The following is a 15018-nucleotide window of genomic DNA, read 5'->3' as shown; positions in this document are numbered from 1 at the left end:
CGCTTGCGTCAATGCGCCAGTTTGAAGACGACGACAAGTCCCGGCTTGCGCCGATTGGTTGAACCATAGGACCTGGCGCGGGCAAACGAAACGGCAAAATGGGCCGAATTGCGGCGTTCGCGGACTTGTGAAGCCGTAAGCGATGGGGCAAAGGGCATAGAGAAACTCGTGAGGACCAGTCATTTGGCACAGATGTCGAAACGCAGCGCAGTCGAGCCGTTCCACGCCATGGACGTGCTGGCCGAAGCCACGCGGCGGCGCGATTGCGGCCACCCGGTCATATCCATGGCGGTCGGTCAGCCCGCGCATCCTGCGCCGAAAGCGGCACTCGATGCGGCAAGGAGGGCGCTCGATCACGGTCGGCTCGGCTATACGGACGCTCTTGGCACACTCTCCCTGAAGAGGGCGATTGCCGCTCATTATCACAGCCGGCACGGCATCACGCTCGATCCGCAGCGGATTGCGGTGACGACCGGATCGTCGGCCGGGTTCAATCTCGCTTTTCTCGCCCTGTTCGATCCGGGCGATCGCGTGGCCATCGCCCGGCCAGGCTATCCCGCCTATCGCAACATCATGGCTGCGCTCGGCCTCGAAGTGGTCGAGATCGAAGCCAATGCCGAGGCCGGCTTCACTTTGACCCCGGACAGCCTCGAGCGCGCCGCGGCACGTGCCGGAAAACCGCTGAAGGGCGTGCTTCTCGCAAGCCCCGCGAACCCGACGGGAACGGTGACCGGCAAGGCGCAGCTGAAGGCGCTCGCCGACTATTGCCGGGACCACTCGATAGCCTTCATTTCCGATGAGATCTATCACGGCCTTACTTTCGCCGGGGAGGAGACGACGGCGCTTGAAGTCGCCGACGACGCCGTCGTGATCAACTCCTTCTCCAAATATTATTGTATGACCGGATGGCGCATCGGCTGGATGGTTCTGCCCGAGGCGCGGGTGCGTGCCTTCGAGCGCATCGCGCAGAGCCTCTATATTTCGCCGCCGGAGCTATCACAGATTGCCGCAGAGGCGGCCCTCGGCGCGCATGAGGAGCTCGACGGCTACAAGCGCGCCTATGCCGCGAACCGCGCATTGCTGCTCGAACGGCTGCCGCAGATCGGCTTTTCGATCGCCTCGCCGATGGACGGCGCATTTTACGCCTATGCGGATGTCAGCCGCTTCACCAATGACAGCATGGCCTTCGCCCGTCGGATGCTGGCCGAGATCGACGTTGCGGCAACGCCCGGCTTCGACTTCGATCCCCTCGAAGGGCATCGCACCATGCGCTTTTCCTATGCGGGCGCGGCTACCGAGATGGAGGAGGCGATGAACCGCATCGCGCGCTGGCTGGCCTAGATCACGATGTTTTTAGGTCGGGTCGACCTAAAAACATGAACGTGATCGATTCCAATAGTTTAGAGCGGGATGCGGGCGGAAAACCGCACACACTTTTCCTCATCCCGCTCTAAGGCCTGTTGAGGTTCATCCGGAGTTTATGACGGCTGCTGCGAGATGGGTGATGGCGTTGGAGCTCTGGGCTGTTTTGTCGGCGCGCATGGCCTGGCTCTAACCGGCCTGTGAAACCTATCGGAGGACTGCAATCTCTCCTCACCTCGTCTCTGTGCTTGTCACAGAGATCCAGCAGCGCCGCGTCTGCGGCGCGGAAGAGTTTTTTCAGCCCAAGGACTTGGTCTGGCTGGATCCCTGTGACGAGCACAGGGATGAGGAAATCAAACAGGCCGCGGCGGGTATCCCGGATCTCAACAGGCCTTTAGAGCGCTTCACGTTTCACTGGACGGCGAAACGCTTAGGTCGTTGGACCAAGCACCTCCGGACGGAGAGCTGTCATGCTTTGCGTGGAAGTGCTCTGCTCCAGACATGGGTATCCGCACATCGGCCGGTTACGCGTGGCTTACCAATTGCCGGGGTCTGCAGTGTGATCGACACTGGCAAATTCATCTGCCTTTTTCCGGTCCAGTATCAGGCTGGTTGCAATCTTCGTTTCATCCGTGACCGAATAATGCAGAGGTGCCGGCCCGTTGGTCAGTTGCTGATACATGAGCAAGGCGGCCTCCTCGGCAGTGTCGGCTTCGAACTCTTCCGTAACGATGACTGTGAACTTGCGCATGGCCTCGTCCTCCCTGCGGGAAAGTATAGAGCGGGATAAGGAAAAGCGTGTGCCGCTTTCCGTCCGGAAAGTGCGGAGTTTTCAAAGAGGCAGGTCACAACTGAGCCGCCACGCGGCCCCAGCATGAAAAAGCCCGGATCGCTCCGGGCTTTTTCCTATTCTTCTTAGAAGAAGCTGCGGCGCTGCCACCAGCCGCCCTTTTTGGGTTTTGTCGGCTCCTCTTCGCCCTCGCCCTTGCTGGACGTCACGACCGGCTCGGTAGCGATCGCCGACAGATCCCGGTTTGCGCGCGCGGGCTTTGCGCCTTCCAGATCGGCAACAGCTTCCTCCACGGCCTCGGGGGCGGCTTCGGTTGCTTCGGGTTGGGCCTCGACGGTCTTCTCGGCTACTTCATCGACACTCTCGGCCGGCTCCTCGGCCTTGACTGCTTTCTTGCGGCTGCGCCGGGGTTTTGCCGGTTTCGGCTCCTCCGCTGCTGCCTCGACGGCAGCGGCTGCCGCGATATCCGGTGACGTCTCCTCGGCTGCCGCGGCTGGGGCGACTTCCGCCTCTGCGTCGTCGCCGGCTCCTTCGCCGGCGTCTGCAGCCATGCCGGTCTCGCCCTCGGCATCGGCCAGTTCGTCCTGACGACTGCGGCGGCCGCCACGCTTGCCGCGGCGGCGACGCTTGCGCTTCTGCTCGCTATCGCCATTCAGGGCATCCGTAGCGTCGACTTCATCCTCGGCATCGTCCACGGCGGCTTCGTCGCCGGTCTCGTCCTCAGCCGCGTCGGCGGCGTCAGCGAAGGCCTCGTCCGCCCCCTGACCCGCACCCTTGCCGCGCCGGCGGCGACGACGCTTGCGCTTGCGGCCGCCTTGTTCGTCGGTCTGCCCCTTTTTCTGGTCCTGACGCTCGGCAGCAATCTCTTCCACTTCCTCTTCGTCGGACTCCTCCTCGATGAGGACCTCTTCTTCGTCTTCCGGCTCCGGCTCGAACTGCAGGATCTGGTCGATCCTCACCGGATTTTCGACCGGTTCACCGCGATCGATCGCGAAGTGCTGCGCACCGACATGAGCGTCCGCTTCGATGAAGATGGAGACACCGAAGCGCTGCTCGTAGTCCGTGATCGAACTGCGCTTCTGATTGAGCAGGTAGAGCGCGATATCGGGTGTCGTCCGCACGCTGATGTCGTGCGTGGTGTTCTTGAGCAGATGTTCCTCGATGCCGCGCAGGACATGCAGGGCAACGGAGGATTGCGAGCGAATGTGGCCCGTGCCGTTGCAGTGCGGGCAGGTCTGCATCGTGCTTTCCAGCACCGAGGCGCGGATGCGCTGGCGAGACATTTCGAGCAGGCCGAAATGCGAGATGCGGCCGACCTGGATACGGGCACGATCGTTCTTCAGGCAATCCTTGAGCTTCTTCTCGACGGAGCGGTTGTTCCGCTTCTCTTCCATGTCGATGAAGTCGATGACGATCAGGCCGGCAAGGTCGCGAAGGCGCAATTGCCGCGCTACTTCCTCGGCTGCCTCGAGATTCGTCTGGAGAGCCGTATCCTCGATCGAGTGCTCGCGCGTCGAACGACCGGAGTTCACATCGATGGAAACCAGAGCTTCGGTCTGGTTGATGATGATGTAGCCGCCCGACTTCAGCGTCACCTGCGGCTGCAGCATGCGATCGAGCTGTGCTTCGATGCCGGAGCGGGAGAAGATCGGATGCACGTCGCGATAGGGCTGCACGACCTTTGCGTGGCTCGGCATCAGCATCTTCATGAAGCCCTTGGCTTCCTTGTAGCCTTCCTCGCCCGAAACGACGATCTCGCTGATGTCCTTGTTGTAGAGGTCGCGGATCGATCGCTTGATAAGGCTGCCCTCCTCGTAGACGAGGCAGGGGGCAGTCGAGTTCAGCGTCAGCGTGCGGACGTTCTCCCACAGGCGCATGAGATATTCGAAGTCGCGCTTGATCTCGACTTTCGTGCGATTGGCTCCGGCGGTGCGCAGGATCACACCCATCCCCTGCGGCACGTCGAGACCGCGGGCGATCTCCTTCAGACGCTTGCGGTCCTGCAGGTTGGTGATCTTGCGCGAAATACCGCCGCCGCGCGCCGTGTTCGGCATGAGAACGGAGTAGCGGCCGGCGAGCGAAAGATAGGTCGTGAGTGCCGCACCCTTGTTGCCGCGCTCTTCCTTTGCGACCTGCACCAGCAGGATCTGCCGGCGCTTGATCACTTCCTGGATGCGGTATTGCTTGCGCGGCTTGCGGATATGACGATCCGCCACCTCTTCCATGGCATCTTCGGCGCCGACGGATTCGATGATTTCCTTTTCGCCGTCGTGATTGTCGTCGTCATCGTCGTCGTCACGCTGACGGCGCGCGTCGATATCCTCGGAGATCGAGTCGGTATCGACCACCGCGGCCATTTCGTTCTTGTCGCCTTCGCCGTCTTCCGACGGGCCGCTTTCAGGCGCCACGGCCTCTTCGTCGGCCTTCGGCTTCGCGCGGCGGGTACGCTTCGGCTTGGCCTTGGCCTTCGGCTTCTCCGCAGCGGCCTCAGCGGCTTCTCCGGCTGCCTCGGCGGCTTCGGCCTGTGCCACGACTTCGGCAACCGTATCGCCAGCCGGCGCGAATTTCTGTTCCGCCACGGTGTCGTTCGGCTCGTCATCGTCGCGGCGAGCCTCTTCGGCTTCCGCCTTCAACAGGGCCTGACGATCGGCGAGGGGAATCTGGTAGTAGTCGGGATGGATTTCGGCGAAGGCCAGAAACCCGTGGCGATTGCCGCCGTAATCGACGAAGGCCGCCTGGAGCGACGGCTCCACTCTGGTTACCTTCGCCAGGTAGATATTGCCGCGGATCTGCTTCTTATGTTCCGATTCGAAATCGAATTCTTCTATGCGGTTTCCGCGTACGACAACGACGCGCGTCTCCTCTGAGTGAGACGCATCGATAAGCATTTTCTCTGCCATCTAAGCTGTGCTCCTCGGCGCGGCGGGACGACAGACAGAGTGCCTTTTTCAAGAAGGCTGTCGAAGACGTCGGAGGCTGCGCCGGATATAAAAGGTCCTGTTTGGCGCAAGCGATGGTGCAGCAGCCAGACGGCAGCCGGAACGCTAAGGTCCCGGGGCCGCTCTACTTCTGACCGATACTGCTGAGTCACATCAAAGACCAAACAAGAATGCCAATGTCCTGGACCTCTGGAAGAGGCCCGATGAATGCGCCCGCTTGCGGGCATCCGGTGAAATTCACCATCAAGAACTCCGGCCACCGCCGGAAATTTGCGAACCAGTATACGGAGGAGGAAATGCGGCGACGGCGGATGAATTCCTGCGGCCGCGGAAGCTTGATACGGTTGCAACCGGTTGTTCCGGCTCGATCACTCCCTGGCGCCAAGCTCGTCTAAAAGCTCCGGCTGCCCGGCCGACGATTCTATCCCGTCAACACTTTCTCCTTGTGACGCTTTTATGTTTTCCATGTCACATTGGCAAGGGAAAAGCCTTTGCCGCCACAATATTGATCGATTCGCTTGCGCGGGTGTAACCGGACCTTCAGGAGAAGACTGCGCCGGCTGAGGGGCGGTGCCGCGGCCCCCGTGTCAAGCTTTGGTTAACCCTGAGGGTTCATTGGTTGAGGGGCGGATAAGGGCAGCCGGGGAGACCTTCGCCGGTATATCGATTGGATGGATGCGGGGTTTCAGGTGAAGCGTTCGGCGACTAGGCTGTGTTCAATGGAGGCGATCGGGCGTCATCGCGGCATGCGCATGTTCGTCGCTGCCTTTGGTGCCGTTTTGCTTCTCTTGTCACCCGTGGCGGTCGTGCGCGCCGGCGAGCCGGTGCCTCTCCTCGCCTATGCCGCGCGGATTGCCGGCGACGATGCCCGCACGCGCCTGGTCATCGAGTTCGATCGCGAGCCGGCCTTCTCCATCCACTACGTCGCCAATCCCGTTCGCGTCATCGTCGACCTGCCGGAAACGTCGTTCGGACTGAAGCCGGAGAGCCTGCAGCCTCGCGGCTTGTTCGACGCCATCCGCTATGGCGGAATGGGGGCAGGGGCCTCGCGGCTCGTGCTCTCCGCCAACGGGCCGACGGAGGTGACCCATGCGGAAGTGAAGCCGGTGGAGGACGGGAAGGGCTTTCGCCTCGTGCTCGATGCTGAGAGGATCGGCCAGGACCGCTTCGACAAGCTCCTGGCCGAGCAGCAGTGGACGGGTACGGTGCCCTCCGCCAAGACCGACCGGCCGGCCGCCGCGCCGCCCCCGAAGGCCGGCGTTTTCGTGGTTGCGATAGATGCCGGGCATGGCGGAATCGATACCGGTGCGATCGGCGGCGTCACGAAAACCGAAGAGAAACATGTGACCCTTGCCTTCGCGAAGGAGCTGGTGGAACGGCTCAATCACGAACCCGGCATCGAGGCGTTTCTGACGCGGGAGCGCGACGAATTTCTCTCCCTGCCTCAACGCGTGCAGATCGCACGCCAGCGAGGCTCCAACCTGTTCATTTCGGTTCACGCCGACACGTTGCGGCAAAAGGAAATTCGGGGCGCCACGGTCTACACGATCTCCGACAAGGCGTCCGACCACCTCGCGGCCGATCTTGCCGCACGCGAGAATCTCTCCGACGAGATTGCCGGGATTCCGCTCGAAAGCGAGCCGGCCGAAGTCGCGGATATCCTCATCGATCTCACCCGCCGCGAAACGCAGGCTTTCTCGGTCAATCTCGCCCGGAGCGTCATTTCCTCGTTCGAAGGGCAGATCAAGCTGATCAACAATCCCCACCGTCATGCGGGGTTCCGCGTCCTGCAGGCGCCGGACGTGCCCTCGGTGCTGCTCGAGCTCGGTTTCCTGTCGAACAAGGAAGATGAGAAGCAACTGCTCGATGCGGAATGGAGGAAGAAGGTATCCACGCTGCTTGCGGACGCCGTGCAGCGCTACCGGAACTCCGCGGTTGCAAACGGCGGTTGAATGCGCAGGGCGTTCCGGGATCCTTGATTTCGCGCCTGCCCGACGCCACTGAGTGGGGATGTGATTTGTGTCGACCCGGTAACAGCGATATGCTTTTCAGCAGATGCGCACCGTATAATCCGATAACAGCCCTATTTTACTCACAATCCGGGCCCCTTAGGGGGAGGGCGTCCCGATTTGTTGGGAAACGGTGTTGATGCTTCAGGTTCCTGGCCATATGAGGGAGCCCAAACGCGTATAACTGCAAATGCCAGACGATTTCTTTGGAAGAGTTTGGCGAGGTCGGCTTCCTTCGCGGAAAACGAGCGTTCGGGCATTCGGCGACCTCGCAATGGGACGATAATTAGATACCGGTACCTGACTGATGATCAGACTGATTGGATATTTTTTCGGCATTGGTGCGTTTCTGCTGCTTGGCACAGCCGCGGCCGTCGCGATCTATCTCGGCGCCATCACGAAGGACCTCCCCGATTACGAGGTTCTGGCCAATTATGCTCCGCCGGTGACGACACGCTTCCATGCGGGTAACGGCGCGCTGATGGCCGAATATGCGCGCGAGCGCCGGCTATATCTGCCCATTCAGGCAATACCCGATCGCGTCAAGGCCGCATTCATCTCGGCGGAAGACAAGAACTTCTACCAGCATCCGGGCATCGACGTGACGGGCCTTGCACGCGCCATCGCCGTCAACCTGCAGAATTTCGGCTCCGGTCGGCGCCCCGTCGGCGCCTCGACGATCACCCAGCAGGTCGCCAAGAACTTCCTTCTGAGCTCCGACCAGACGCTCGATCGCAAGATCAAGGAAGCGATCCTCTCCTTCCGCATCGAACAGGCCTACAGCAAGGACCGCATTCTCGAGCTCTATCTCAACGAGATTTTCTTCGGGCTGAATTCCTACGGCATCGCCGGGGCGGCGCTGACCTATTTCGACAAGTCGGTGACGGAACTGACGATTGCCGAGACCGCCTATCTTGCGGCCCTGCCCAAGGGGCCGGCCAATTACCACCCGTTCCGCAAGGTCGAGGCTGCGATCGAGCGCCGCAACTGGGTGATCGATCGGATGGTCGAAAATGGTTACGTCACCAAGGCTGACGGCGAGGAGGCAAAGCAGCAACCGCTCGGCGTCAAGCCGCGCCGCGGCGGCGCGCACCTCTTCGCCTCCGACTTCTTCGCCGAGGAAGTGCGCCGCCAGATCATCCAGAAATACGGCGACAAGGCCCTTTACGAGGGCGGGCTTTCCGTGCGTACCTCGCTGGATCCGCGGCTGCAGATTGCGGCGCGCAAGGCGCTTCAGGACGGGCTTTTGAGCTACGACGAGCGGCGGGGCTTCCACGGACCGGTGAAAACGATCGAGATCGGCGGCGACTGGGGCGAGCCGCTGAGCAAGATCCCCATGCTCAGCGACGTGCCGGAATGGAAACTGGCGGTCGTGCTCTCGGTAGACAGCGAAGGCGCCGAAATCGGCATCCAGCCGGACAAGGAAGTCTCGGGCAAGATCGTTCCTGAACGGGTGACCGGGCGCATTGCCGCCAAGAACATGCAGTGGGCCCACCGCTCCGCCGGCGGCAAGCGCAAGAGCGCCAAGTCGCCGGAAGAGGTCTTCGGCCCGGGCGACGTCGTCTATGTCGAGCCGTTGGAGGAGGCCGGCGAATATCGGCTGCGCCAGCCGCCGAAGGTTCAGGGCGGATTGGTCGCGATGGACCCGCATACCGGCCGCGTGCTGGCGATGGTCGGCGGGTTCTCCTACGGACAGTCCGAGTTCAACCGCGCGACGCAGGCGATGCGTCAGCCCGGTTCCGCCTTCAAGCCCTTCGTCTACGCGGCCGCCCTCGACAACGGCTATACGCCGGCATCGGTCATCCTGGATGCGCCCATCGAGATCGTCGCGGGCGGTCAGGTCTGGCGCCCCGAAAACTACGGCGGCGGCTCTGCCGGACCGTCGACGCTCCGCCTCGGCATCGAAAAATCGCGCAACCTGATGACGGTCCGGCTTGCCAACGACCTGGGCATGAACATCGTCGCCGAATATGCCGAACGTTTCGGGATCTACGACAAGATGGCACCGCTTCTTGCGATGTCGCTCGGTTCCGGCGAAACGACGGTGCTGCGTCTCGTTTCCGCCTATGCCGTCATCGCCAATGGCGGCAAGCAGATCAAGCCGTCGCTGATCGACCGGATCCAGGACCGTTACGGCAAGACCATCTTCCGCCACGAGGACCGGGCCTGCGAGAATTGCAATGCCGACGATTGGGAAGCGCAGGAAGAGCCGGTGCTGATCGACAATCGTGAGCAGGTCCTCGATCCGATGACCTCCTATCAGATCACCTCCATGATGGAAGGCGTCGTCGCGCGGGGGACCGCGGCAGGCAAGATCAAGCTCGATCGCCCTGTCGCCGGCAAGACCGGCACGACCAATGACGAGAAGGACGCCTGGTTCGTGGGTTACACTCCCGACCTCGTCGCGGGGCTCTATCTCGGCTTCGACGATCCGGCACCGCTCGGGCGCGGGGCGACCGGCGGCGGCCTGTCGGCGCCGATCTTCAACGCCTTCATGCAGAAGGCCGTGGAGGGTACCCGCCCCGGCAAGTTCGTGGTGCCGGAAGGCATGAGCCTCATTCCCGTCAACCGCAAGACCGGCATGGCGGCCGTCGAGGGCGAGCCGGACACGATCATCGAAGCCTTCAAGCCGGGAACCGGCCCTGCGGACACCTTCTCGGTCATCGGCGACCTTGACGAATATGCGCCGCCGGAAGAGATATTGAGAACCTCTCCGCAGGCCAACCAGGCGGTAACCTCCGGCTCCAACGGACTGTTCTGAACCCTTTCCATTGCACGCAATGCCCGTCGCCTTTACATCGGCGGCGGGCATCGCTATTTGACCGTCACGTTCGAAAAGTCACCTGAAGAAGCAGGATCATGCGCAGCGAAATCGAGAACATCGTCGACGAAATCAAGCAGGCCATAAGCCTGCTGAGGAGGCATCTTTGACTGGGACCAGGCGGTAAGACGACTGGACTGGTTGAACAACAAGGCGGAAGACCCGTCGCTCTGGAACGACGCGGCCGAGGCGCAGAAGCTGATGCGGGAGCGCCAGCAGCTCGATGACGGCATCAATGGCCTGCGCCGCTTCGAGCAGCAGCTCAACGACAACATCGAGCTCATCGAACTCGGTGAAGAGGAGGGCGATTCGGCGATCGTCGCGGAGGCCGAGGAAGCGCTTCGCCAACTGCGCGGCGAGGCGGCGAAAAAGCAGGTCGAGGCCATGCTTTCGGGCGAGGCCGACCAGAACGACACATATCTCGAAGTCCATTCGGGCGCCGGCGGCACGGAAAGCCAGGACTGGGCGAACATGCTGCTTCGCATGTATACCCGATGGGCCGAACGCCAGGGCTACAAGGTCGAGCTCATGGAAATCCAGGACGGGGAAGAAGCGGGCATCAAATCGGCCACGCTCCTCGTCAAGGGGCACAATGCCTATGGCTGGCTGAAGACGGAATCGGGCGTGCATCGCCTCGTCCGCATTTCTCCGTATGACAGCAACGCTCGCCGTCATACGTCCTTTTCGTCCATCTGGGTCTATCCCGTCGTGGACGAATCGATCCAGATCGACATCAACGAAAGCGATTGCCGGATCGATACCTACCGCTCCTCGGGCGCCGGCGGTCAGCACGTCAATACGACCGATTCGGCCGTGCGCATCACGCATATGCCGAGCGGCATCGTGGTGCAGTGCCAGCAGGAACGCTCGCAGCACAAGAACCGCGCCAAGGCATGGGACATGCTTCGCGCGCGGCTCTACGAGGCCGAACTGAAGAAGCGCGAGGAGGCGGCCAACGCCGAGGCGGCATCGAAGACCGATATCGGCTGGGGTCACCAGATCCGCTCCTACGTCCTGCAGCCCTACCAGCTGGTGAAGGATTTGAGGACGGGAGTCGAAAGCAGCAGCCCGGGCGACGTGCTCGACGGTGAACTGAATGAATTCATGGAGGCAGCCCTTGCGCATCGCGTCAGCGGCGGCGCGGATGCGGCCGTCGACGACCTGAGCTGATTGCCAGTGCTCCGGTGTTGAGGGGGCATGCGCGGCGTGCGGCCTACGCTGAAAGCCGCCCCTCATCCGCCTGCCGGCACCTTCTCCCCGCAGGCGGGGAGAAGGGACAAGCGGCGCCAACTGAACCCCGCATTCACCGCCCGCCCGAGGGAGCGAGTGGGCGCGGCATATCCCTTCTCCCCGCCTGCGGGGAGAAGGTGGCGGCAGCCGGTTGAGGGGCAATCCCGACCGAGCGGGGTTGAGGCGGTTGGGTTCGCGAGGGATCCCTTTCATGAGCAGTATCCGCCGCACCGGCGCGCAAGAGATATGTGCATGCCGTAGCGTTCTGACGGGGAGAAGGGACATGCGGGTTCCTCCCTGTGCTCCTTCTACGCCCGTCCTATGCTCCTTCTACGATGGAGAGGGGGCTGGGATTTTGCGGCTTGTCCCTTCGCCCCGCTTGCGGGGAGAAGGTGCCGGCAGGCGGATGAGGGGCGAAGTTCGGTGCTCACATCTAACCCTCAATTCGTCGCCCGCTCGACTTTGATGTCGCCGAGCTCATCGATGAGGACCGTCCAGGACTCGGGCTCGGTCGCGCCAGCGTCGGTCTTCAGATAAACCGTCGCGAACATGCCCGGCTGCGGCGTGATCCCCGTCGAGGTTTCGGGGCGAATATCGGTGACATAGGGTTTCAGCGCCGTGAATTCCTCGAGTTCCGCGGAGGAAACCACCTCGGGGCCGGTCGGAGTTGAGGCGATCTGTTGCAGATGGACCTGCGCGGTGCCGTCCTCCTGTCGAATGGCAATCAGTTTATAATAGCCGCGCCGTCCCCCGGGCGCAGCAGACTTCGCACTCTTGTCGCCGTCGCTGTTTTCGTCCGGCTGCAGCGCGCCGCCGCTCTCCTCCCAAAAGCCCGTGCTCGTCACGAAGATGACATTCGGGGGCAGGAGGTCGCTTTCCTGGGCGCCTAGCCCGCCTGCGGGCAGGGTCAGGCAGAGCGTTATCAGCAGGGCCTTGTGCATGTGGATATCCTTCGCAACCGAACGCCGGGACCGCGAGGCACGCTACCGCCCGTGATCATACCAAATCGCTCGTGCAACGTGTGATTTCAATTGGAGAACTGCTCGGCCAGGATTCGATCGGACCAGGAATGGTCCGGATCCGAAAGGATCCGCGCAGTGAGCTTCTCCGATTCGGCGATGCGGACATGCACGACGGACTTGACTTCCTGGTGATCGGCCACGGCGTTGACCGGTCGCTTGTCGGCCTCGAGGATTTCGATGTCCACTGTTACGTGATTCGGCAACAGCGCCCCGCGCCAGCGCCGCGGCCGGAAGGGGCTGACGGGCGTCAGCGCCAGAAGCGGCGCTTCCAACGGCAGGATCGGCCCGTGCGCAGAAAGATTATAGGCGGTGGAGCCCGCAGGCGTTGCCAGAAGCAGCCCGTCGCAGGTCAATTCGTCGAGCCGCGTCTTTCCGTCCACCATGACCTTCAGCTTCGCGGCCTGGTAGGACTGGCGAAAAAGGTAAACCTCGTTGATGGCAAGCGCGGTGAACTTATCGCCGTTGACGTCCGTTGTGCGCATTTCGAGCGGATGAAATGCGTTTTCGTCGGCATTGGCGATTCGCTGATGCAGGTTCTCGGTGCTGTAGCGGTTCATCAGGAACCCGACCGAGCCGCGGTTCATCCCGTAGACGAGCTTGCCGGTATTCATCGTCCTGTGCAGCGTGTGCAGCATGAAGCCGTCGCCGCCCAGCGCAACGATCACGTCGGCCTTGTCCGGATCATGATCCCCATAGACGGCCCGGAGATCCTCGGCCGCCTTCTGCGCTTCCTCCGCCGGCGATGCGATGAAGGCAAGGGAGTTGAACTTGCGGGCCATGAACTCAGTCCGTCTGTCATTGCGGGGGCGGGGCGCTTCCGCTTGTTTTCACATCAATTTAGGCGGGCGGCGCTGTAGACGCCACGGTCGCTTTTTCTGGCACGGCCTCGGCGCGAACGCATCCGAAAAATTGGGAGAAGCTGCATTTTTGCTTTACACCGGGGGAGAATATGGTAACTCCCAGCGCTAATATGCCCTTATAGCTCAGTTGGTAGAGCGGCTGATTTGTAATCAGTAGGTCGGGAGTTCGAGTCTCTCTGGGGGCACCATATCTCTTTTTCGCGGTTATTTTTGCTTCGGTTTTGGTGTTGATCCCGCACTCGGAATTGGAGATGCGGCAAATCGTTTCGCCGATTTGTCTGGTTCGGCAGCGTACTAGGGCCAACAGGCTCTCATATGGCCCTGCTGAACTCCGCTTCAGCGGGCCAAGATGAGAAGCAGCCTCATGAAGTTCGGGGGCGGCGCCCCAAAGGCTCATAGAACCGTAGCAAGTATCCGTCGGGATCCGCGACCACGAACTGGCGATTGCCGACCTCTTCCTCACCCCTTCGATACCAGCGTTCTTCGAGGGGGAGGTAGAGCGCGATTCCCCTGTCGGTCAATGCTCGGACCAGGGCGTCGGCTGAGGCAACCCGAATTTGGACGTTCAGCCCCTTTCCAAAGGGATAACTTTGCGGAAGGTGGCCGTCCTCGAAGGTACGCCCCGTGCCGATCTGATCAATCATGAGTTCCGCGCCGTCCAGACTTAGATAACAAAAGCCCTCTTCCGGCCGTTCGTGGTCGCACGAGAAACCGAGGATATTACAGTAGAATTCTTTGGAAGCCTGCCAATCGGAGACAGCGAACTCTGGCACAAGCGCGTTACTCATCTTGAAGTCTCCGGGTTTCCCAAATGCCTCCCCATACCGATCACCGGCGCCCTCTGCGCCTTGAGAATGCCTTGGCTTCGAGGCGGATACGGGCGGGAGGTACGAAGCAACATCATCAAATCTCAAACGATGCCGCTGGCCTCGGATCGACCTCGCGGCAGCGCTCCAGCGCCTTGATCAGATTTTCCGCCAGAAAGTCGATGAGGGCGCGGGTCGCGGGCAGCAGGCCGTGGCGCGAGGGGAAGACGAGGTGGACCATGACGTTGCCGGAGGTCCACTCCGGCAGGACCGGAACGAGGGCGCCGGTTCGGAAGGCGCGCTCGCAAATATGGTCGGGCAGCAGCGCTATGCCCATGCCTTCGATGGCCGCGCGTTCGAGGATGAGAAAATCGCTGCAGCCGACGACGGGCCGGTGAGCGATCTCGATTGCTCCCCCGGTTGCGTGTACGAGCCGCCAGACATCATTGGGGTGCTGTTCGTTCATCGACAGCGTCGGCATTTGCGAAAGATTGTCGGTCGTGATCCCGCCGAGGCGCGCGAGAAGCGTCGGGCTGGCGGCGAGGCGTTGGCGCACCTCGCCGAATTTGCGGACGATGAGCTGGCTGTCGGTGTCGAGCTGGTCGCGCGCGCGCAAGGCCACGTCGATCCGTTCCTCGATGAGATCGATCCGCCGGTTGGAGGCGGTGATCAGCAGGCGGACGCCCGGATATCGGCGGTGGAAGGCGGGCAGGATGTCGGCGAGCATCGGTGTGAAGCCGATAGGACATGCGAGCCGGACGACGCCCGTCGGCTCGGCGCGCACTGCGGCGATCTCGGCTTCGGCTGCGGCCACGCCGTCGAGCAATCCCTGGGCGTGCTCGTAGAAGATGCGGCCGACCTCGGTCATCCGAAGCTTGCGCGTCGAGCGCTCGAGCAGACGCACGCCCAATTGCTCCTCCAGGCGTGCGACATGTTTGCTGAGCTTGGATTTCGGCACGTTCAGGTCGCGCGCGGCGGCGCTGAAGCCGTTGTGTTTGACGACTGCGGCGAAGAGCGCGATATCGTTGAGATCCTGCATGAGTGCCTCCCATCAAAGGCGGTATCGACGATCGGTGCAGCTCGTCGTCCATTGGAGGCGACGATTAGAGCCCAGGCGGCCACCTGTTCGCGATATATGCCGAATTGTTTCCCTGGGGAAACGGAATGTCAAATATTCGC

General features: G+C 62.0%; 10 protein-coding genes and 1 tRNA gene. 5 read left to right on the top strand and 6 right to left on the bottom strand.

Annotated features, from left to right (window positions below):
• Window positions 1-183: 183 nt before the first annotated feature.
• Window positions 184-1341 carry a pyridoxal phosphate-dependent aminotransferase gene (locus tag JOH52_RS18230; protein WP_003533080.1) on the top strand — a complete coding sequence of 386 codons (1158 nt, stop codon included), beginning with the start codon at window positions 184-186 and terminating at the stop codon, window positions 1339-1341.
• A 556-nt stretch (window positions 1342-1897) separates the two neighbouring features.
• On the opposite strand, the gene JOH52_RS18225 is transcribed toward JOH52_RS18230, so the two are convergent.
• A complete protein-coding gene (locus JOH52_RS18225; RefSeq protein ID WP_014529712.1) occupies window positions 1898-2113 on the bottom strand; it encodes a hypothetical protein in 216 nt (71 codons plus the stop codon).
• Between the two features lie 164 nt (window positions 2114-2277).
• Window positions 2278-5052 carry an Rne/Rng family ribonuclease gene (locus tag JOH52_RS18220; RefSeq protein WP_107010476.1) on the bottom strand — a complete coding sequence of 925 codons (2775 nt, stop codon included), beginning with the start codon at window positions 5050-5052 and terminating at the stop codon, window positions 2278-2280.
• A 758-nt stretch (window positions 5053-5810) separates the two neighbouring features.
• Between JOH52_RS18220 and JOH52_RS18215 the strand changes: the two genes are divergently transcribed.
• From JOH52_RS18215 to prfB, 3 genes are all read left to right on the top strand, one after another.
• On the top strand, window positions 5811-7043 hold the full coding sequence (locus tag JOH52_RS18215; RefSeq protein WP_003533086.1) for an N-acetylmuramoyl-L-alanine amidase: 1233 nt from the start codon (window positions 5811-5813) through the stop codon (window positions 7041-7043).
• A 364-nt stretch (window positions 7044-7407) separates the two neighbouring features.
• On the top strand, window positions 7408-9861 hold the full coding sequence (locus JOH52_RS18210) for a penicillin-binding protein 1A (RefSeq protein WP_010969182.1): 2454 nt from the start codon (window positions 7408-7410) through the stop codon (window positions 9859-9861).
• A gap of 98 nt (window positions 9862-9959) precedes the next feature.
• Window positions 9960-11091, top strand: a protein-coding gene (prfB, locus tag JOH52_RS18205) for a peptide chain release factor 2 (protein WP_013844294.1) whose coding sequence is annotated in 2 segments (ribosomal slippage) — window positions 9960-10028 and window positions 10030-11091 — 1131 coding nt in all. Because the reading frame shifts where the segments join, the coding sequence is not laid out codon by codon here.
• 500 nt (window positions 11092-11591) lie between these two features.
• Here the strand turns inward: prfB and JOH52_RS18200 are convergent.
• The gene (locus JOH52_RS18200; protein ID WP_014529709.1) at window positions 11592-12092 is read right to left on the bottom strand and encodes a hypothetical protein; all 501 of its coding nucleotides are present in this window, start codon (window positions 12090-12092) and stop codon (window positions 11592-11594) included.
• Between the two features lie 86 nt (window positions 12093-12178).
• A complete protein-coding gene (locus JOH52_RS18195; RefSeq protein ID WP_003533093.1) occupies window positions 12179-12952 on the bottom strand; it encodes an NAD kinase in 774 nt (257 codons plus the stop codon).
• Window positions 12953-13145: 193 nt separating this feature from the next.
• On the opposite strand from JOH52_RS18195, the gene JOH52_RS18190 reads away from it, so the two are divergent.
• Window positions 13146-13221 (top strand) — tRNA-Thr (locus JOH52_RS18190).
• 174 nt (window positions 13222-13395) lie between these two features.
• Here JOH52_RS18190 and JOH52_RS18185 read toward each other — a convergent pair.
• On the bottom strand, window positions 13396-13821 hold the full coding sequence (locus tag JOH52_RS18185; RefSeq protein WP_014529708.1) for a bleomycin resistance protein: 426 nt from the start codon (window positions 13819-13821) through the stop codon (window positions 13396-13398).
• 115 nt (window positions 13822-13936) lie between these two features.
• On the bottom strand, window positions 13937-14878 hold the full coding sequence (locus JOH52_RS18180) for a LysR family transcriptional regulator (RefSeq protein WP_003533095.1): 942 nt from the start codon (window positions 14876-14878) through the stop codon (window positions 13937-13939).
• Between the last annotated feature and the right edge of the window lie 140 nt (window positions 14879-15018).

The sequence above is a fragment of the Sinorhizobium meliloti genome, from assembly GCF_017876815.1.
Classification (GTDB): domain Bacteria; phylum Pseudomonadota; class Alphaproteobacteria; order Rhizobiales; family Rhizobiaceae; genus Sinorhizobium; species Sinorhizobium meliloti.
This window is presented reverse-complemented; position numbering and strand designations above follow the sequence as displayed.